The sequence below is a fragment of the Pseudarthrobacter sp. B4EP4b genome, from assembly GCF_006680095.1.
In the GTDB taxonomy this organism is placed as follows: Bacteria; Actinomycetota; Actinomycetes; order Actinomycetales; family Micrococcaceae; genus Arthrobacter.
The window spans coordinates 1-18723 of the sequence record NZ_VHIJ01000020.1 but is presented as its reverse complement, the minus strand read 5'-3'; the positions used below and the strand labels follow the sequence as shown (position 1 = coordinate 18723).

Genomic DNA, 18723 nt, shown 5'->3' with positions numbered 1-18723 from the left:
GTCTTTTTTCCACCATCGCGGGCGACGGTGGCGGGGGCTTTCTTGACGGCAGCGGGGGCGGCAGGTGCCGCGGAGGCGGGCGGGGCCGACGGCGGAGCGGGCGGTGCCGCGGCCGGCGGCGTTGCCGGTGCTGCAGGAGCCGCGTTCACGACCGGCATTTCCCTGGTTGCGGGGTGGGCAGTGGCTTGCGCCGAATTTCCGTTGGAAGAAGAACTGCTGCCCGAGCCGAAGGATTCAAACAGCGGCCACCATTTGGCGTCAACAGCGTTCTTATCCTTTTGGTACTGCTCGTACAGTTCGTCAACGAGCCACTCGTTTCCGCCAAATTCCTCTGGTAGACGGTGGCTAGGCTGCTCTGGCACTTGAAATACGCCTCTTCCATGAGTTTGATTTCTCTCCGGCCCACGGTGCCCTCAGCACTACGTTTCAACCGGTCTCTGCGTCCTCTGAACCCAGACCATTGCCAGTCTAGTGAGCATCTTGTGGTAACTGCCAATAAGGGTGACCCAAATCATGATGAGACGTAAAAAGGGCCGAATATGGCGGACGGGAGCACCTGCCAGGCTCGCAGGACCGGGGACTCGCTCCTGTAGACTGAAATTCTTATGGACAGTAAATCTAGGTGCCGGCCTGGGGGCTGTCAGCGGGGCGTAAGCAGCGCCGCACAGTCCACCCGAAGAGCCGGCAAACCCCGAACACGCGCCCATCACCATTCGCTGGCATTGCCGGCAGGAGCTGCAAAGGATACTGTGTCGGCCTCGGCTGACCACCCTCCGCCGGACCGATATTCCTGGCGCGGGTCCTTTACTGATGGCTCCCTGACTACCCAGCCAAGATCCATGGCCACCGCTGTCCAGGCGGGATGCTGAATGGAATGGCTTCTCCTCGCAGCCGGATTGCTGCTGATCGCCGGCACGGGCTTTTTTGTCGCCGTCGAATTTTCACTCATTGCACTTGACCAGGCAACGGTCCAACGGGCCATTGACGACGGCGACGACGGCGCCATTCCTTTGCTCGCCTGCCTGAAGTCGCTCTCCACGCAGCTTTCCAGTTGCCAGTTGGGCATAACGCTCACTACGTTGCTGACCGGTTACGTGATGGAGCCCTCGGTGGGCAAGCTCCTGGAAGCCCCGCTGGCCGCCGTCGGACTTCCGGATGTTGCAGTGGCTTCCATCTCCCTGGTCCTGGCAATGGTGCTTGCCACCCTGCTCTCCATGCTCCTGGGCGAACTGGTGCCAAAGAACATGGCCATCGCCTTGTCCTTTCCGATGGGCCGCGCCCTGGCCAGGCCGCAACTGGTCTTCACTGCTGTGTTCAAACCCGCCATCGTGGTCCTCAACGGCTTCTCCAACAGGGTCCTGCACGTTTTTGGGCTGGAAGCGAAGGAAGAAATTTCCGGTGCGCGGACCCCTGCTGAGCTGGCGTCCCTGGTGCGGCGCTCGGCTGCGATGGGAACGCTCGACGCCGGTACGGCCAACTTCGTGGCGCGCACACTGAATTTCTCCACGCGCACTGCCGCCGACGTGATGACTCCCCGCATCCGCGTGGAAACCATCGAGGCGGACCAGCCGGTGTCCGACATCCTGGCGGCGGCGCGCCGCACGGGATATTCACGGTTCCCCGTCATTGGTGAGTCGGCGGACGACATCAAGGGCCTGGTCCACGTCAAGAAGGCAGTGGCAGTGCCGTGGGACCGCCGGCAGAACCTTGAAGCCGGGGCCATCATGACCGAAGTGCTCCGCGTCCCGGAGACCATCCACCTTGATGCCCTGCTGGCTGAACTGCGCGAGGGCAACCTTCAGCTGGCGGTGGTACTGGACGAATACGGCGGAACCGCAGGAATCGCCACCCTCGAGGACCTCGTGGAGGAAATTGTGGGCGAGGTGGCCGATGAGCACGACAAGGTCCGTCCTGGCCTGCTCCAGAGCGCTTCCGGTGACTGGTACTTCCCTGGACTGCTCCGCCCGGATGAACTCTCCGAGCAGATTCCCGGCCTGAGCGTCCCTGACGAGGCAGCGTACGAAACAGTGGGCGGCTATGTGATGAGCAAGCTCGGCCGCATCGCTGTTGTCGGGGACACGGTTGCCGTGGAGGGCGGAACTCTGAGCGTCACCAGGATGGACGGCCGGCGGATCGACCGGATCTGCTTCCGTCCGTCCGCGCCGGAGCCTGAGGCGGCGGACCCTGGCGACAGGACGACCAACGGCAGGCAGAACAACGGCAGGACTAAAAACGACAGGACCGAACGATGAGCGACTGGGCCGGAATACTGTGGCTGGTTGTCCTCCTTTTCGGCAACGCGTTTTTTGTGGCCGCTGAATTCGCCGTGATGTCCGCCCGCCGCAGCCAGATCGAGCCGTTGGCCGAAGCGGGTTCCAAACGCGCGCAGACCACCTTGCGGGCCATGGAGAACGTTTCGCTGATGCTGGCCTGTGCCCAGCTGGGTATCACGGTCTGTTCGCTGCTGATCCTTCTGGTGGCAGAGCCGGCCATCCACCACCTGCTGGCGGTGCCGCTGGAGACACTGGGCCTGCCCATGGAGATCGCCGATGTGGCGGCCTTTGCCGTGGCGCTGATGCTCGTAACGTTCCTGCACGTAACTTTCGGTGAGATGGTCCCCAAGAACATCTCGGTGTCCGTGGCGGATAAGGCAGCGCTGTTCCTTGCCCCGTCGCTGATGTTTATCGCCCGGTTGGTGAACCCGGTCATCTCCGTCCTGAACTGGTCCGCCAACCACATCCTCAAGCTGCTCCGTATCGAGCCCAAGGATGAGGTGAACTCCTCCTTCACCCTGGAGGAAGTGCAGTCGATTGTGCAGGAGTCCACCCGCCACGGGCTGGTGGATGACGATGCGGGCCTGATTACCGGCGCGCTCGAATTTTCCGAGTACAACGCCGCTGACATCATGGTTCCCCTTGAAAAGCTGGTGATGCTGAAGGCCGCCACCACGCCGGTGGAGTTCGAGAAGGCCGTGAGCCGTACCGGATTCTCCCGGTTCCCGATGCTCGACGACGACGACATGCTCTACGGCTACCTCCATGTGAAGGACGTCCTGTCCATCCCAGAGGTTGCATACGAACGGCCCATCGCCGAAAGCCGGATCAGGTCCCTGGCCAACCTCGCCCTGGACGATGAAATTGAAAAGGCGATGTCGGTGATGCAGCGAACAGGTTCGCACCTGGCACGCGTCATCGGGCCGGACGGAAACACCAAAGGTGTGTTGTTCCTCGAGGACGTGATCGAACAGCTGGTGGGTGAAATCCGTGACGCCACACAGGCCAGGGGCGTGCGGCGCCTGGGCCAGCCCAACGGCGCCTAGCAGGCCTGCAGGCGGTGTCGCAGGGGAGCGCTCGGTGAGGGTCCCTGTCACAATGATGCGGTAGCAGGGCTTCCTCAGACCTATACCTAAATAGGAATCATTCCTATTTAGGTATAGGCTTTAGTGGTTCCCCTGCGATCCCACAACCACTGAACCGAGGTTTACGTGCGCCGTTCCGCCGCCCGAACGTCCCTTGCACTCTTTGCCGGGCTTGGCCTGCTGCTCAGCGCATGCAGCCCCCAGCCCGAGGCCTCTGGCGGGACCGCACCCGACGGAATCAACGTGGTGGCTTCCACCAACGTTTACGGGGACATTGCAAAGGCGGTGGGCGGTGACAAAGTGAACGTGACCGCCATCATCAACAAGACCAGCCAGGACCCGCACTCCTACGAGGCCAGCGCCCAGGACCGGCTGGCCGTCTCCAAGGCGGACCTCGTGGTGGAAAACGGCGGAGGCTACGACGAGTTTCTCCACACCCTGGTGAACGACAGCAGCATTGACGCGCACAACGTGCTGAACGCCGTCGAACTTTCCGGCCTGGCCCATCCGGAAGAGGCCGCAGGCGAAGCCACGGACGAAGCGGCGCCGGCGGCGTCTTCGGGCGGGGATGGCCACGACCACGGCGAGTTCAACGAGCACGTCTGGTACAGCCTGGCCGCCATGGGCCGGCTGGCCGACGACCTTGCTTCACGACTGGGCGGGCTGGAACCGGATTCCGCCGGCACCTTCACGGCCAACGCCGGCACTTTCAAGTCTGAACTGGATCAGCTGGCCGGAAAGCTTGGGGCGCTGAAGACGAGTGCGGCGGGGGATAAGGTAGCGGTCACTGAGCCGGTGCCGCTCTACCTGCTCTCCGATGCGGGGCTGGAGAACGCTACTCCCGAGGACTACACTGCTGCGATTGAGGAAGGCTCCGACGTCCCGCCGGCCGTACTCAAGGCCGCAACAGACCTGGTTGCCTCAAAGTCCGTCCGGTTCCTTGCCTACAACGGCCAGACCGAAGGCCCGCAGACCGAAGCGCTGAAGAAGGCGGCCGAAACGGCAGGTGTCCCGGTGGTCGATTTCAATGAAACGCTGCCAGAGGGCAAGACCTACCTGCAGTGGATGACGGACAATGTGAACAACGTCAGCAAAGTTCTGGAGACCAATAATTGAAACCTGTGGTCAGCCTCGCCGGGGCGTCCCTCGCCTTCGGTCAGCGGACGCTGTGGGAGGACCTGGACCTGGAGATCAGGCCCGGTGAGTTCTTCGCAGTGCTTGGCCCCAACGGCAGCGGGAAAACGAGCTTCCTCAAAGTCCTCTTGGGTCTGCAGACCCTGCACCGGGGCACCGCCATGCTCGGTGGACACCCTGTTGAGCGCGGCAGCAGCCTGATCGGCTACATCCCGCAGCAAAAATCGTTTGCCCGGGACACGCCGATGCGTGCGCGGGACCTGGTGGGCCTGGGGGTGGATGGGCACCGCTGGGGGCTTCGCCTCTCCTCGGCCAAGGCCAACCGCAGGATTGATGAGCTCCTTGAGCTGGTGGGCGCGTCGGACTACGCCAAGGTTCCGGTGGGCCAGCTCTCCGGCGGCGAGCAGCAGCGGCTGCGCGTAGCCCAAGCCTTGGCAACAGACCCAAAAGTCCTGCTCTGCGACGAGCCGCTGCTCTCCCTGGACCTGCACCACCAGCAGGCCGTCAGTTCGCTGATCAACAAACAATGCCACGAGCAAAACAGCGCGGTGGTTTTTGTCACCCACGAGATCAACCCCATCATCGACTACGTGGACCGGGTGCTCTATCTGGCCGGCGGCCGCTTCAAGGTGGGCACCCCGGAGGAAGTGATGACCACGGAGGTCCTCTCCGACCTGTACGGCAGCCATGTTGAGGTCATCCATGCGAACGGACGCATTGTGGTGGTGGGCCTGCCGGATGCCACCACGCACCATCACGCCGAGGCGCATGCCCTTGCCGGAGAGGTGGCCTGATGGACGCCGACAGTATCATTGGCGCCATCTTCAGCTTCGAGAACTATGGCGAGCTGCTGGTCCTGGTCCAGAACTCCATCTGGGCGGGCGCCGTCCTGGGCCTGCTCGGCGGCCTGGTGGGGACGTTCGTGATGAAGCGTGACCTTGCCTTCGCCGTCCACGGAATTTCGGAACTGTCCTTCGCCGGTGCAGCCTTCGCCCTCCTGATTGGTGCCGATATCGTCTTCGGTTCGCTCATCGGCTCGGTGGCTGCCGCGCTGCTGCTCGCCGTGATGGGAGTCAGGGCAAGGGACAAAAACTCCATCATCGGGGTGATCATGCCTTTCGGGCTGGGCCTCGGGATCCTGTTCCTGTCCTTGTATGAAGGCCGTGCCGCCAACAAGTTCGGTTTGCTGACCGGGCAGATCGTTTCGGTGGATACCGTCCAGCTTCAAGCGCTGGCCGGAACCGCCGTTGTGGTGATGCTGGTCCTCGCGGCCATTTGGCGGCCACTGAACTTTGCCAGCGTGGACCCCGAACTTGCCGAGGCCCGAGGGATTCCGGTCCGGACGCTGGGCGTCGTCTTTATGGTCCTGCTGGGCATCAGCGTCGCTTTGTCCATCCAGGTGGTGGGAGCCCTTCTGGTGCTGGCGCTCCTCATTACGCCGGCTGCTGCGGCCCTCCGCGTGACGTCGTCGCCGGTGGCCGTGGTGGTGCTCAGCGTGGCCTTTGCCGTCACGGCCATCGTTGGCGGAATCCTGCTGGCCCTGGGCGGACGCATCCCGATCAGCCCGTACGTCACCACGTTGTCATTCCTGATCTACGTGGTGTGCCGGATCATCGGTTCCGTCCGTGCTTCCCGCGGGATCAACGGACGGGTACTGCAACCTCAGTAACCTACACGGTGCCGGCGGCCTTGCGTGCTGTGCACTCCGCGCAGAGGCCGAAGATCTCCACGGTGTGCGCCACCTCGGTGTACCCATGTTCGGCTGCGATCCGGGCTGCCCACGTTTCCACGGCCGGCGCTTCCACTTCCACTGCCTTGCCGCAATTCCGGCACAGCAGGTGGTGATGGTGTCCCGTGACGGCGCACCTGCGGTACACAGCCTCGCCGTCGCCGTTGCGCAGCACGTCAACGAGTCCTTCGTCGGCCAGGGACTGGAGGATCCGGTAGGCAGTAGCGAGGGAGACGGAGACACCCTGGTTCTGCAGGATCCTGTAGAGCTCCTGCGTGCTGACAAAATCATCCAGTTCGTCAAGCGCTGCACTGACCGCCAGCCGCTGTTTCGTGACCCGCTGTTCCTTGACGGCGCCGGCTCCTGCGCCCGCTGTAACCGCGCCAGCTGTACCCGCGCCAGCATTGCGACTGCCGCCGGAAGCCGGCGCTGAAGCGGGCTTGGTGGACTCAGCCTTGGTGCCGAACGGCATGGATGGACTCGCTTCCCTAAGGATGATGGCAAAGATCCAGATTACCAGCCTGAGCTTCGTGGACACGGTCCGGGCCGGACCCTAGGCTGGCGCTATGAAGCTGACCAAATACACCCATGCCTGCGTCCGCCTCGAGAAGGACAGCCGGATCCTGGTGCTGGACCCCGGAACATTTTCTGAATCGGCGGAGGCGCTGGCCGGTGCCGACGCCGTGCTGGTCACGCACGAACATAACGACCACATCGACGTCCCGGCAGTAGTGAACGCTTTGAAGGAGAACGCGAACCTGGCGGTTTTCGCCCCGGCGGGTGTCGCGGAGAACCTGCGCAATGAATCCCCTGACGCCGCGGCCCGGATCAACACGGTGGAGCCGGGTTCATCGTTTGAAGCGGCAGGCTTCGACGTCCGGAGCTTTGGCGGCCAGCACGCCCTGATCCATCCGCAGATCCCGGTGGTGGCCAATATCGGCTATCTCCTGGACGGGAACGTCTACCACCCGGGTGATTCCTTCGTGATTCCTGACGGCATCGACGTGCAGACGCTGCTGGTGCCCCTGCATGCACCCTGGAGCAAAGCGGCAGAGGTGGTGGACTTCGTGATCGGCGTCCGCGCGCCGCGCGCATTCCAGATTCACGACGGCCTGCTCAATGACAACGGCCTGAAGATAGTGGAAGGCCACGTCCACCGACTGGGCGCAAAGTACGGAACGGAGTACCGCCACCTGGCGGCGGGGGAGCAGGTAGAAGTCTAAACCGCGTCCCCGGCCCAAACACCCGTATCGAAAAAGCGATTGATCACCGCTTCATACGGAGCCGGATCCAGGCCCTTGGATGCCAGCCAGGCCGGGTTGTAGTAATTGCCCGCGTAGCGCTCTCCGCCGTCGCACATCAACGACACGATGCTGCCCCTGCGGCCCTCGGTGATCATCGCCGCGACGAGCTGCCAGACTCCCCAAAGGTTCGTTCCCGTGGAGGGGCCGGCGTGGAGTCCGGCGAGCGTGCGGAGGTGGCGCATGGCAGCGACGGATGCCGCGTCCGGAACCTGGACCATGTGGTCGATCACTGAGGGCACAAAGCTGGGCTCCATGCGGGGCCGGCCGATGCCCTCGATCCTAGAGGGCAGGCCCGTGGCAGGACCGGACGTGCTGCCGCGCCAGCTGGGAAGGAAGGCCGAGTTCTCCGGATCCACCACCAGCAACCGGGTGGCGTGGCTGTGGTAACGGAGATACCGGCCGATGGTGGCACTGGTGCCGCCGGTTCCCGCGCCCACCACGATCCACTCCGGTACGGGGTGCTCCTCCAATGCCAGCTGGCCGAAGATCGACTCGGCGATGTTGTTGTTCCCGCGCCAGTCCGTGGCGCGCTCGGCGTAGGTGAACTGGTCCATGTAGTGCCCGCCGCTGGTGGCGGCCACCTCCTCCGCCGTCGCGTAAACCTCGGAGGCATGGTCCACGAGCAGACAGGAGCCGCCGAACTGCTCAATCAGGTCAATCTTTTCCTGGCTGGTGCTGCGTGCCATGACCGCGATGAACGGCAGCCCCAGGAGCTGGGCAAAGTACGCCTCGGACACCGCGGTGCTCCCGCTGGACGCCTCAACGATGGTGGTGTCCTCCCGGATCCAGCCGTTGACCAGGCCGAACAGGAACAGCGACCGCGCCAGCCGGTGCTTGAGGCTGCCGGTGCGGTGCGTCGATTCATCTTTCAGGTAGAGCTGGACGCCCCAGTGCTCGGGCAGCGGCACCAAGTAGAGGTGGGTGTCGGCGGAGCGGTTGTTTTCTGCCGTGATTTTCCGGATGGCTTCGTCCGCCCAGGCCCGGCCCGCGCTGCGCTCGATCTTCACCGCACCAGCCTACCTGCGGCTCCGCGGGCTGCCATTAGAGTGGAAACGTTGTCCGCCTGAGCGAAGGAGCACCGTGAAGCCACTGCTGGATGTCGCAGCCCTGGAGGAACGCCGTGTCCGGGGCCTGCGCACCGTGCTGCTGGATGTGCGCTGGGCGCTGGGCGATCCGCACGGGCACGATCACTACCTGCAGGGGCACCTGCCTGGGGCCGTGTTTGTTGACCTGGCTACCGAGCTCGCGGACCCCGCGGTGCCGGAGCGCGGCCGGCACCCGCTGCCGTCGCCGCTCAGATTCCAGGATGCTGCGCGGCGCTGGGGTATCAACACCGGCGATGTTGTGGTGGCCTACGACGACAGCAGCAACATGGCCGCAGCCCGTGCGTGGTGGTTGCTGCGGAACGCCGGCCACACCGAGGTTTACCTGCTCGACGGCGGCCTGACGGCTTGGCGCGCGGCACGCCTGCCGCTTGAGCAGGGTGAGGTCCTGCCTCCTTCCGGAAATGTGACACTGGCCGACGGGCAGATGCCGGTCCTGGACGCGGCCGCCGTGACCGGGTGGATGGAGAATCAACACGTCCCGAACGGTGCCCGACCGGACCGGCTCCTCCTCGATGCGCGCGCCGCGGAAAGGTACCGCGGCGAGATCGAGCCTGTTGATCCGCGGGCCGGCCACATCCCCGGTGCGGTCAGCGCGCCCACTTCACAGAACATCGACGGCAACGGCCAGTTCCTGCCTTCGGCCGAGCTGCGCCGCCGCTTCGAAGCGCTGGGCATCAGCGACGACGTCGAGGTGGGGGTCTATTGCGGCTCCGGGGTCACCGCTGCGCACCAGGTGGCTGCCCTGGAACTGGCCGGTTTCCGCGCTGCACTGTACCCCGGCTCCTTCTCGGAGTGGTCCAACAACCCCCACTTGCCTGTGGCGACCGGGCCAGACCCCCGCGGTGAAGGGGCTGTGGAGTGGAAAGACCAGGGCGGGCAAGGGTAGCGTCGCACTATGACTCCTGGACGTCCTGTGCCGCCGCCCCTTGCCAACCCTGTCGCCCCCGAACCTGCAGCCCCTGAAACCGCCACCCCCGGCTCCGTTGCTGCCGGATCCAATGATTCCGACGGCGGCGTCCTGGCCGCCGCGTACGGCGCCACGTCCGCGGACAGCGGCCTGGTCCCGCTGACTCTTGCGCGGCGCACACCCAAACCTGACGACGTCGAAATTGCCATTGAATTCTGCGGGCTGTGCCATTCAGACGTCCATGCAGTGCGCGGGGAGTGGGGCGGCCAGGCCTATCCGCTGGTCCCCGGCCACGAGATTGTTGGAACGGTAAGCCGCGTTGGTTCCGGTGTCACCGACTTCGCCCCGGGGGACCGGGTGGGGGTGGGGTGCATCGTGGACTCCTGCCGCGAATGCGAGAGCTGCCTGGACGGCCTGGAACAGTACTGCGAGAACGGAATGACTGGCACCTATGGTGCCGTTGACCGCCGGAACGGCGATGCGGTCACCCAGGGCGGCTATTCCTCCACGGTGGTGGTGGACCGCCGCTATGTCCTGCGCGTGCCGGAATCCCTGGACCCGGCCGCCGTCGCCCCGCTGCTGTGCGCCGGCGTCACCACCTACTCGCCGCTGCGGCACTTCGACGTCGAAGAGGGCGATGTTGTGGGAGTCGTGGGGCTCGGTGGACTCGGCCACATGGCCGTCAAGCTGGCCAAGGCCATGGGCGCGAAAGTGGTGGTGTTCACCACCTCGGAGTCCAAGGTGCCGGCCGCCCTGGAACTAGGCGCGGACGAGGTTGTCCTGTCCCGGGACGAGGCAGCGATGGAGGCGGCAAACCGCACTATCGACCTGATCATCGACACCGTGGCAGCACCCCACGACCTGAACCCGCTGTTCCGCACCCTGCGGGTGGACGGTGCGCTCTTCCAGTTGGGCCTGCCCTCCGAGGCTATGCCGCCCGTCAACCCGCGGGCACTGGTCCGGCGCCGCATCGCCTATGCCGGCTCGCTGATCGGCGGCATCGCGGAGACGCAGGAAATGCTGGACTTCTGCGCCGAACACGGCGTGGTGGCGGACATCGAAGTGGTCCGCGCCGAACAGTTGAACGAGGCCTATGACCGGATGGTCGCAGGCGATGTGAAATACCGGTTTGTGCTGGACACCGGCACACTGCAGGCACCCGCCAAGGAGGCAGACGCATGAGCACGCTATTCACCAGGATCCTCAACGGCGAAATTCCGGGCCGGTTCGTGTGGCGCGAAGACGACGTCTCCGCGTTCCTCACCACGGGTCCTTTGGCGGACGGCCACACCCTGGTGGTCCCTACCGAGGAAGTGGACCGGTGGACGGACGCTTCCCCGGAAACCCTGGCGAAAGTCATGGAGGTGGCCCGCCGGATCGGCGCCGTCCAGGTGGATGTCTTCGGCGCTGCACGGGCGGGCCTGATTGTGGCAGGCTACGAGATCAACCACCTCCACGTCCACGTATGGCCCTCCAGGAGCATGGCGGAGTTCAACTTCGCGACCGCGGACCAAAATCCCGATCCCAAGGTCCTGGACGCCAATGCCGAAAAACTGCGGCAGGGACTCCGCGACGCCGGGTACGGCGGGTTCGTACCGGCCTGACCAGGCTGAACCCTCAACCAGGTAGTTCGCCTGGACCACTCACGTGGGCAGTTCGCCCCGGCACTTTTCCTAGGCCGGGGCGAGCGCCTTGTTGAGCACCGCACGGATCCGCTTCTCGGACACCGAATAGGCGGTGCCAAGTTCGACGGCGAACAGGCTCACCCGGAGCTCCTCGATCATCCACCGGACCTGGGCGAGTTCGCCCCCGGCCCGCCGGGCCGGAAGCAGGGCGGACACGGCGTCGTCGTAGTCATCTTCCAGCCGCTGCACCACGGCCATGTTCAGGGCGTCACGCTGGACGTTGCCCGGCAGCCGCTCCAGCCGCTTTTCAATGGCCGCGAGGTATCTCGGGAGCTGGCTGAGCTGGGCGTAGCCGGTCCGCGCCACGAAGCCGGGGTAGACCAGTTGCTCCAGCTGGCTCTTGATGTCATTGAGCGCGCTGATGAGCGCCAGGCTTGTGGTGCCCTTGAGCTGCTTTTCGATCCGCCTGGTGCTGGCGAGGATGCGTTCCACCACGGCGGTCACGCTGAACACGGTATCGATCAGCTCGGCCCGGACCACTTCGTACAGCGCGTCGAAGGACTTCCGGTCCCAGGGGAGTTCGGCCGGCGTGAGCTTGTCGATGGCGGCGAGGGCGCAGTCTGCGATCAGGGCGGACACCGACCCATGCGGGTTCTGGCTGAACGTCAGCTTCTCGGTGTTGCTCAGGTGTTCCAGCACGTAGCGGTCCGGGGCCGGAACCCGCAAGGCCAGCAGCCTGATCACGCCGCCACGCATGGCATCCTGCTGCTCATCAGCGGTCTGGAATACACGGAGCGCCACGGACTTGCCCTGGTCCACCAGCGCCGGGTAGCCGGTGACGGTATGGCCCTTGACGATGTTGCTGACCTGGCGCTGGATGGTTCCGAAGCTCCACTCGGTCAGGCCCTCCTGCTCCCGGAATCCGGCAGGGGCTGAGCCTGCCGGCACCTGGGCGGGAGCCTGTGAGCGGGAAGCGCCGCCGTCGCCGGACTTTCCAGCGGCACGCCCCGCCTTGCCGCGGGGAGCGGTCGAGGCAGGAGTGGCACCCAGGGACTCGGCAATGGCGCGGCGGGTGGCAGGCGCCAGCTCCTCCTGCAGGGCAGCGAGGTCCTTGCCCTCACCGAGGACCCTGCCCTTGCTGTCCACAACCTTGAAGGTGACCCGAAGGTGCGGCGGCACAGCATCCCAGTTCCACGAACCCGGCGGAATGACGTGTCCGCGGATCCGGCGGAGCGCCAGCTCAAGGGATGGCTCGAGGTCATCGGCGGCCGGATCAAAATCGGACTCCAGGACAGCCACTGCCTGCCGCGCCACATCCGGGGCCGGCACGAAGTTCTTGCGGACCTGCTTCGGAAGGGATTTAATCAGGGCCGTCACGAGCTCCACGCGCTGCCCGGGGATCAGCCAGCGGAACGCTTTGTCATCCAGCTGGTTAAGGAACAGGACCGGCACTTCGGTCGTCACGCCGTCGGACGGATCCGGCGGTGACCCCGGAGCAACCGGATGGAACTCGTAGGTCAGCGGGAGCTCAAAGCCTTTGTGCAGCCAGGTCTTCGGGTACGCGGAAACATCCAGGTTGTCCGCGTCATCGCTGAGGAGCAAGGACTTGTCGTAATCGAGGAGGTCCGGGTTCGCCTGCCGGGCCTCCTTCCACCACTTGTCAAAGTGCCGCTCCGACACGACATCCGGGCCGATCCGGGCGTCGTAGAACTCGAAGAGCGTCTCGTCGTCCACCAGCAGGTCGCGGCGGCGCATCCTTGCTTCCAGCTCCTCAACTTCCTGCAGGAGGGCGCGGTTGCGGTGGAAGAACTTGTGGTGCGTTTTCCAGTCACCCTCCACCAAGGCATGCCGGATGAAAAGCTCCCTGGCGACGACCGGGTCCACCCTGCCGTAATTGATCCTGCGCTGGGCGATGATGGGCACACCGTAGAGGGTGACCTTCTCGTAGGCCATCACTGCGCCTTGGCGCGTGGACCAGTGCGGTTCGCTGTAGCTGCGCTTCACGAGGTCCGGGGCCACCTGCTCCGCCCAGACCGGATCAAATTTTGCCGCCACCCTGGCCCAGAGCCGGCTGGTTTCCACCAGCTCCGCCGCCATCACGAACGTGGGTGACTTCTTGAACAATGCCGAGCCAGGGAAAATGGCAAACCGGGTGCCGCGGGCGCCGGCGTATTCGCGCTTGCGTTCGTCCAGGATGCCGATGTGGCTCAGCAGGCCGGACAGCAGGCTGATGTGGACGCCATCGTGGTTGCCCACGGGGTCCGCGAGGCGCTTGTTGTCGAGGCTGATGCCCAGCGGTCGGGCAAGCTGGCGCAGCTGGGCAAACAGGTCCTGCCACTCGCGCACCCGCAGATAGTTGATGAACTCTGCCCGACACAGCCTTCTGAAAGCGGAGGAGGAAAGTTCCTGCTGCTTTTCCTGCAGGTAGTTCCAGAGGTTCAGGAAGCCGGTGAAGTCCGAGTTCTCGTCCTTGAACCGGTTGTGCTTTTCGGCCGCGAGCTGCTGCTTGTCCGTGGGGCGCTCGCGGGGGTCCTGGATGGTGAGGGCCGCCGCCAGGATCATCACTTCCCGGACGCAGCCGCGTTTGCCCGCTTCCACGATCATGCGGCCCAGCCGGGGATCCACCGGCAGCTGGGCAAGCTTTTGTCCGACGGCGGTGAGGCCGCCGCCGCTCTTGGGGCCGCCTTTTCCGTTTTGCGGCGTGGACGATGCCAGGGCGCCGAGTTCGCGCAGGAGCGTGACGCCGTCGTTAATTGCCCGTGTTTCCGGCGGCTCCACGAAGGGGAAGTCCTCCACATCCTTGGGCCCGCGCGCCACTCCCATGGCGGTCATCTGGAGGATGACGGCGGCAAGGTTGGTGCGCAGGATTTCCGGATCGGTAAAGAGGGGCCGGGACTCGAAGTCTTCCTCGGAGTACAGGCGGATGGCGATGCCGTCCGAGACGCGGCCGCAACGCCCGGACCGCTGGTTCGCCGACGCCTGGGAAACACGCTCGATGGGCAGGCGCTGCACCTTGGTGCGGTGGGAGTAGCGGGAAATGCGGGCCGTGCCCGTGTCGATGACGTACTTGATGCCCGGCACAGTCAGCGATGTTTCCGCCACGTTGGTGGCGAGAACGATGCGCCGCTTGTTGCCGGGATGGAACACCTTGTGCTGTTCCTGCAGGCTGAGGCGGGCGAACAGGGGGAGCACTTCGGTCCCGGCAAGCCTCCGGTTGGACTGGATGCGTGCGTTGAGGGCCTCGGCGGCATCGCGGATTTCGCGCTCCCCGGAAAAGAACACCAGGATGTCCCCGGGTGCTTCCAGGGCAAGTTCGTCGACGGCGTCACAGACGGCGTCGAGCGGGTCGCGGTCTTCCTCGAGTTCGTCGTCAGAGGCGTCCTCTTCGTCCGCGCCGGCCGGTGGTTGCGACAGCGGGCGGTAGCGGATTTCCACGGGATACGTCCGGCCGGAAACTTCAATGATGGGAGCGGGTTTTTCGGGCGTGCCGAAGTGGTTGGCGAACCGCTGGGGATCGATGGTGGCGGAGGTGATGATCACCTTCAGGTCCGGCCGCTGCGGCAGGATGCGCTTGAGGTACCCGAGGATGAAGTCGATGTTGAGGCTGCGCTCGTGGGCCTCGTCGATGATGATGGCGTTGTACCTGCGCAGCAGCTTGTCGCGCTGGATTTCCGCCAGCAGGATGCCGTCGGTCATCAGTTTCACCTTGGTGGCGCGGCTGACCTCGCCGGTGAAGCGGACCTGGAAGCCCACCTCCTGGCCAATGTCCACGCCCAGTTCCTCGGCGATGCGCTCGGCAACCGTGCGGGCTGCCAGCCGGCGTGGCTGGGTGTGGCCGATCAGGCCGTTCTCGCCCAGGCCGAGTTCGAGGCACATTTTGGGGAGCTGGGTGGTCTTACCGGAGCCGGTCTCGCCGGCGATGATGGTGACCTGGTTCGCTGCGATGGCTGCCATCAGGTCTTCGCGGCGCTCGGATACCGGCAGCTCGGCAGGATAGGAAATGTGAAGTGTCATGGCTGCTGCAAGTCTACTGCGGGAGCCCGGGCTTCCCGTTTCGACCCTATGCAGCTGTTCGGCCGCGAGGGTTTGGTGGTGCGGTGAGTGGTTCTATGAGTGGTTTTAGAAAATGCGGAGTGTGTAGTTGGAGCTGGGCAGGTCCAGGGCGGACCAGGCTTCGTGGGATTCCACGGGAGGCGTATGTCCCCGGCCGTCGCGCAGGAGCGCTGAAACGGTGGCGGCGAGGACAACGAGCAGGAGGACGATGAGGAGGGTTATGAGGATTTCCATGCCTCCATGCTTCTCCTGTCGGGGACCAAGAAAAAGTGGCAGAAATGCCCAAAAAGCTATAATTCCTGCCACAATGGAAGCATGCTGAAATCAGTAGCAGTCATCGTGGTTCCCAACTTCTCCCTGTTTGAATTTGGCACTGCATGTGAGGTCTTCGGAATTGACAGGTCAGGCCGGGGGAGCGCCGTCCCCGCCTTTGACTTCCGCGTGTGTACGCCCAATCCCGGCAGCGTGCGGCTCAAGAACGGCCTGTCCATGAACGTGGAGCTTGGCCTCGAAGCCACCGCCGATGCTGACCTGGTCATCATGACGCCCTATGGCAGGGAGGATGAGCTCCCTGCATCGGTCCTGGAATCCCTGCGCGCTGCCGATGCCAGGGGAGCGTGGGTGATGTCCATCTGCTCCGGAGCTTTTGCCCTTGCCCGCGCCGGGCTCCTGGACGGCAGGCGCTGCACCACGCACTGGCACTATTCGGGCCAGCTGGCCGCCCAGTACCCGCAGGTGCAGGTGGACGAAAACGTCCTCTATGTCCAGGACGGCAACATCATCTCCTCCGCCGGCACTGCCGCCGGGATTGATGCCTGCCTGCACCTGGTACGCGTGGAACTCGGTGCGAACGTTGCCGCCGCCATTGCCCGTGACATGGTGGTCCCCCCGCACCGCGACGGCGGCCAGGCGCAGTTCATTGACCGGCCCATGCCCACCTGTGGCTCGGCCCCGATGGAGGAGCTCCTCCGCTGGATGGTGGAGCACCTGGACCGTGAGCACACTGTAAATGAGTTGGCGGCCCGGGTGCACATGTCCGCCCGGACGTTTGCCAGGAAGTTCAGGTCCGAAACCGGCGCAACCCCGGCGGCCTGGCTGAATTCCCAACGGGTGCTTCGGGCCCAGGAGCTGCTCGAATCCAGCGATCTGAACATCGAGGAAATCGCACGGGAGGCCGGCTTCGGCCATCCGGTGCTGCTGCGCCACCACTTCGCCAAAGTCCTGGACACCAGTCCGCAGTCCTACCGCAGGGCTTTCCGTGGCCAGCTGGAGGAGGCGGTTTAGCCTTTCCGCTCCTCAGCGGCAGCCTTCACTGGTCTCCCGCCCGCGATTCCTCAGCGGCAGCCCTGGTGCTGTCCACCAGCACGCGCCACGGGCCGGTGACTGCCTGCTCAGGAAGGGCGGCCCGACGCTGGCCGGCGCGGATGGAGTAGATGAACCGGTCCGGCTGGGCTCCGGAGAATTCTGCTGCGGCTGCCCTCGCTGTCCGCGGGACGGCGTCCCACGGACATGCTTCCACAATGGGCTGCCACTGGTTCCTTGCCGTCTCGGACTCAGCGTTGACAGTCCAAACCCGGGTCATCGCCGCGATGCCGCCGGTGCGTTCCACACTGATCTTCATGGCCTGGTTCCTGGGTGGTGCCTCGGGCCTGGTGGCCCGAAGAACAGCACAGCCAGGCAACCCGTTAAAGCTTGACCTTCACAGTTTCCCACGCGTTCCGTACGGCGTCATGCTCTTTTGATCCGGAACCGAAAAGCTCGGTGGCAGCAGCAGCCGTGGCGCGCGCAAAGACGGTGAAGGTGGCGCCTGAGGGAAGCGAACCTCCGGTGAGCGTCTCGTACCAGATGCGTCCGGGAGTGTCCCACGCGTTTCCGCCCAGCTGTTCGGCCAGCACACAAAACGCACGGTTGGGGATGCCGGAATTGATGTGAACGCCTCCGTTGTCGGCGCTTGTCTTTACGTATGAGTCCATGGAGTCCGGCTGTGGATCCTTGCCGAGCACGTCGTCGTCGTACGCAGTTCCCGGGGCCTTCATGGAGCGCAATGCCTGCCCCTGAACCTGGGAGGTGAAGAGGCCCTCACCAATCAACCAGCTGGCTTCGGCGGTGGACTGGTTCCTGACATACTGCTCCACGAGGGCGCCGAACACGTCCGACATCGATTCGTTGAGCGCACCGGCCTGGTTCCGGTACAACAGCCCGGCTGAATACTGGGTGACCCCGTGCGCAAGCTCGTGACCGATGACAGTGAGGGACTTGGTGAAGCGCTCAAAAACTTCGCCGTCACCGTCACCGAAGACCATCTGCGTGCCGTCCCAAAAAGCGTTGTCGTACAGCTTGCCGAAGTGAACGGTGGCGTTCAACGGCAATCCCCGGCCATCGATCGAGTTCCTGCCGAATACGTCCGCATACAGGCGGTGCGTATGGCCGAGGCCGCCATAGGCCTCGTCCGCTGCCGGATCTCCGGTAGCGGGCTCGCCTTCCTTGCGGACGAGTTTGCCGGGAAGGACTTCTGAACCCGCGGCGTCGAAAACGGTGCGGTTCGATGGTCCCGGTTTTGCCTGGCGCACTCCTGCGGGGGCCCCGGGAGCAGCCTGGGTACGTGCTGCCTGGACCGAGCGGACATGACCCAGTGCTTCCCTGGCTGCCCTCGCTGCCGCGGAGAATTCCGGCGCGTCCTGCCTGGCAAGACGGCGCAACAGGTAGGGCGGAATGATGGAGCAGTACATGAGAGACCCCTTTGCTTCTGTTGGTGTGAACAGCCTACGAGGGGGCACCGACAAAGCGGTGGAGCAGGCAGGGGCATGCCGTTGATGTATTTGCACACTGCGTCGGAGTCTGCTGCACTCCTGCTGCGGTGCCATTTGCCGCTTGGTGCTCCTTCGTCGCTCTGACGCAAGCTACACAAATGGCCACAGCGCCTTCGTGGGGTCCCGGGCACAAGGCGCCGAACATTGTGCATCTGCGCAGGCGTTCCAAAGCTGCGTAGAAGCAGGTGCCAGGAAGTGTTTCCTGGCCAGTGTCAAAGGGCGCACAGAGGGGCCGGGTTTTGTCAGACCCCCGCAAGATGATGGAGGTATGGGAACGGACTTGGCGGTGGTGCAGGTGGAAGATATCACTGGTGCCGTGGCTGCGCGTTCGGAGGCGCCTGGTTTTGTCATACCCCCGCAGGATGATGGCGGTATGGAAATGAATCCGGCGGGGGTGCAGGTGGAGGAGGTCGCTGGTGCCGTGGCTGCGCGTTCGGAGACGCCGGGTTTTGTCATACCCCCGCAGGATGATGGCGGTATGGAAACGAACCCGGCGGTGGTGGAGGCGGAGGCGGTGGTTGATGCTTCGGTCGCTGCATTTATGGCTGTGCTGACTGGCCAGGACAGTGCGGGGGCCGGTCAGGACGCGTCCGGTTCTGTTTCCTGTGGCGCCGACGGCCCCGATGATCCGTTGCAGCGGTTGGTGGATGGGGCGTTGGATGTTTTGGCGGCGGTGGGGCGGTCGGCGCCACAGGAA

17 protein-coding genes and 1 pseudogene are annotated in these 18723 nt (G+C 64.6%); 11 read left to right on the top strand and 7 right to left on the bottom strand.

Going from position 1 to position 18723, the window contains the following annotated elements:
* A partial coding sequence (locus FNL14_RS07610; protein WP_181762565.1) for a hypothetical protein occupies positions 1–362 on the bottom strand: 362 nt, incomplete at its 3' end.
* A gap of 507 nt (positions 363–869) precedes the next feature.
* Here FNL14_RS07610 and FNL14_RS07605 point away from each other — a divergent pair.
* From FNL14_RS07605 to FNL14_RS07585, 5 genes are all read left to right on the top strand, one after another.
* Positions 870–2252 carry a hemolysin family protein gene (locus FNL14_RS07605; RefSeq protein ID WP_142058976.1) on the top strand — a complete coding sequence of 461 codons (1383 nt, stop codon included), beginning with the start codon at positions 870–872 and terminating at the stop codon, positions 2250–2252.
* Positions 2249–3319, top strand: a complete 1071-nt coding sequence (locus FNL14_RS07600; protein ID WP_142058974.1) for a hemolysin family protein — start codon at positions 2249–2251, stop codon at positions 3317–3319. The genes FNL14_RS07605 and FNL14_RS07600 overlap by 4 nt, the downstream gene beginning before the upstream one ends.
* 165 nt (positions 3320–3484) lie before the next feature.
* Positions 3485–4474: a metal ABC transporter solute-binding protein, Zn/Mn family gene (locus FNL14_RS07595; RefSeq protein ID WP_142058972.1), complete on the top strand. Its 990-nt coding sequence runs from the start codon at positions 3485–3487 to the stop codon at positions 4472–4474.
* Positions 4471–5286 (top strand): metal ABC transporter ATP-binding protein, encoded by an 816-nt coding sequence (locus FNL14_RS07590; RefSeq protein WP_142058970.1) that lies wholly within the window; start codon positions 4471–4473, stop codon positions 5284–5286. The genes FNL14_RS07595 and FNL14_RS07590 overlap by 4 nt, the downstream gene beginning before the upstream one ends.
* Complete coding sequence (locus tag FNL14_RS07585) at positions 5286–6161, top strand: metal ABC transporter permease (protein WP_142058968.1); 876 nt, start codon at positions 5286–5288, stop codon at positions 6159–6161. The genes FNL14_RS07590 and FNL14_RS07585 overlap by 1 nt, the downstream gene beginning before the upstream one ends.
* A gap of 1 nt (position 6162) precedes the next feature.
* Here the strand turns inward: FNL14_RS07585 and FNL14_RS07580 are convergent, their stop codons facing one another.
* On the bottom strand, positions 6163–6693 hold the full coding sequence (locus tag FNL14_RS07580; protein WP_142058978.1) for a Fur family transcriptional regulator: 531 nt from the start codon (positions 6691–6693) through the stop codon (positions 6163–6165).
* 94 nt (positions 6694–6787) lie between these two features.
* Here FNL14_RS07580 and FNL14_RS07575 point away from each other — a divergent pair, with 94 nt between their 5' ends.
* Positions 6788–7444 carry an MBL fold metallo-hydrolase gene (locus tag FNL14_RS07575; RefSeq protein ID WP_142058966.1) on the top strand — a complete coding sequence of 219 codons (657 nt, stop codon included), beginning with the start codon at positions 6788–6790 and terminating at the stop codon, positions 7442–7444.
* Here the strand turns inward: FNL14_RS07575 and FNL14_RS07570 are convergent.
* The gene (locus tag FNL14_RS07570; protein WP_142058964.1) at positions 7441–8532 is read right to left on the bottom strand and encodes a PLP-dependent cysteine synthase family protein; all 1092 of its coding nucleotides are present in this window, start codon (positions 8530–8532) and stop codon (positions 7441–7443) included. The genes FNL14_RS07575 and FNL14_RS07570 overlap by 4 nt on opposite strands.
* Before the next feature lie 73 nt (positions 8533–8605).
* On the opposite strand from FNL14_RS07570, the gene FNL14_RS07565 reads away from it, so the two are divergent.
* Genes FNL14_RS07565 through FNL14_RS07555 form a run of 3 tightly spaced genes read left to right on the top strand, consistent with a single transcriptional unit; the run spans position 8606 to position 11142 of the window.
* Positions 8606–9517, top strand: coding sequence for a sulfurtransferase (locus FNL14_RS07565; RefSeq protein WP_142058962.1), 912 nt, complete (start codon positions 8606–8608; stop codon positions 9515–9517).
* A 9-nt stretch (positions 9518–9526) separates the two neighbouring features.
* Positions 9527–10720 (top strand): NAD(P)-dependent alcohol dehydrogenase, encoded by a 1194-nt coding sequence (locus FNL14_RS07560; RefSeq protein ID WP_142058960.1) that lies wholly within the window; start codon positions 9527–9529, stop codon positions 10718–10720.
* The gene (locus FNL14_RS07555; protein ID WP_142058958.1) at positions 10717–11142 is read left to right on the top strand and encodes an HIT family protein; all 426 of its coding nucleotides are present in this window, start codon (positions 10717–10719) and stop codon (positions 11140–11142) included. The genes FNL14_RS07560 and FNL14_RS07555 overlap by 4 nt, the downstream gene beginning before the upstream one ends.
* 69 nt (positions 11143–11211) lie before the next feature.
* Here the strand turns inward: FNL14_RS07555 and hrpA are convergent, their stop codons facing one another.
* Together hrpA and FNL14_RS23265 are read right to left on the bottom strand one after the other, a co-directional pair.
* Positions 11212–15177 (bottom strand): ATP-dependent RNA helicase HrpA, encoded by a 3966-nt coding sequence (gene hrpA, locus FNL14_RS07550; protein WP_142058956.1) that lies wholly within the window; start codon positions 15175–15177, stop codon positions 11212–11214.
* A gap of 105 nt (positions 15178–15282) precedes the next feature.
* Positions 15283–15450, bottom strand: coding sequence for a hypothetical protein (locus FNL14_RS23265; RefSeq protein WP_170850656.1), 168 nt, complete (start codon positions 15448–15450; stop codon positions 15283–15285).
* A gap of 81 nt (positions 15451–15531) precedes the next feature.
* Between FNL14_RS23265 and FNL14_RS07545 the strand changes: the two genes are divergently transcribed.
* The gene (locus tag FNL14_RS07545) at positions 15532–16500 is read left to right on the top strand and encodes a GlxA family transcriptional regulator (RefSeq protein WP_142058954.1); all 969 of its coding nucleotides are present in this window, start codon (positions 15532–15534) and stop codon (positions 16498–16500) included.
* Between the two features lie 25 nt (positions 16501–16525).
* On the opposite strand, the gene FNL14_RS07540 is transcribed toward FNL14_RS07545, so the two are convergent.
* Positions 16526–16837, bottom strand: a complete 312-nt coding sequence (locus tag FNL14_RS07540) for a protealysin inhibitor emfourin (protein ID WP_142058951.1) — start codon at positions 16835–16837, stop codon at positions 16526–16528.
* Between the two features lie 64 nt (positions 16838–16901).
* The gene (locus FNL14_RS07535) at positions 16902–17945 is read right to left on the bottom strand and encodes a M4 family metallopeptidase (protein WP_142058949.1); all 1044 of its coding nucleotides are present in this window, start codon (positions 17943–17945) and stop codon (positions 16902–16904) included.
* A 349-nt stretch (positions 17946–18294) separates the two neighbouring features.
* Here FNL14_RS07535 and FNL14_RS07530 point away from each other — a divergent pair.
* Positions 18295–18723, top strand: a pseudogene (locus FNL14_RS07530) (hypothetical protein); the annotation flags it as partial.

What these genes read in the sequence shown, in the direction of transcription:
- FNL14_RS07560 (WP_142058960.1), top strand. Translation starts at nt 9,527, where the DNA reads ATGACTCCTGGACGTCCTGTGCCGCCGCCCCTTGCCAACCCTGTCGCC.
- FNL14_RS07545 (WP_142058954.1), top strand. Translation starts at nt 15,532, where the DNA reads ATGCTGAAATCAGTAGCAGTCATCGTGGTTCCCAACTTCTCCCTGTTT.
- hrpA (WP_142058956.1), bottom strand. Translation starts at nt 15,177, where the DNA reads ATGACACTTCACATTTCCTATCCTGCCGAGCTGCCGGTATCCGAGCGC.
- FNL14_RS07600 (WP_142058974.1), top strand. Translation starts at nt 2,249, where the DNA reads ATGAGCGACTGGGCCGGAATACTGTGGCTGGTTGTCCTCCTTTTCGGC.
- FNL14_RS07535 (WP_142058949.1), bottom strand. Translation starts at nt 17,945, where the DNA reads ATGTACTGCTCCATCATTCCGCCCTACCTGTTGCGCCGTCTTGCCAGG.
- FNL14_RS07605 (WP_142058976.1), top strand. Translation starts at nt 870, where the DNA reads ATGGAATGGCTTCTCCTCGCAGCCGGATTGCTGCTGATCGCCGGCACG.
- FNL14_RS07540 (WP_142058951.1), bottom strand. Translation starts at nt 16,837, where the DNA reads ATGAAGATCAGTGTGGAACGCACCGGCGGCATCGCGGCGATGACCCGG.
- FNL14_RS07580 (WP_142058978.1), bottom strand. Translation starts at nt 6,693, where the DNA reads ATGCCGTTCGGCACCAAGGCTGAGTCCACCAAGCCCGCTTCAGCGCCG.
- FNL14_RS07575 (WP_142058966.1), top strand. Translation starts at nt 6,788, where the DNA reads ATGAAGCTGACCAAATACACCCATGCCTGCGTCCGCCTCGAGAAGGAC.
- FNL14_RS07585 (WP_142058968.1), top strand. Translation starts at nt 5,286, where the DNA reads ATGGACGCCGACAGTATCATTGGCGCCATCTTCAGCTTCGAGAACTAT.
- FNL14_RS23265 (WP_170850656.1), bottom strand. Translation starts at nt 15,450, where the DNA reads ATGGAAATCCTCATAACCCTCCTCATCGTCCTCCTGCTCGTTGTCCTC.
- FNL14_RS07555 (WP_142058958.1), top strand. Translation starts at nt 10,717, where the DNA reads ATGAGCACGCTATTCACCAGGATCCTCAACGGCGAAATTCCGGGCCGG.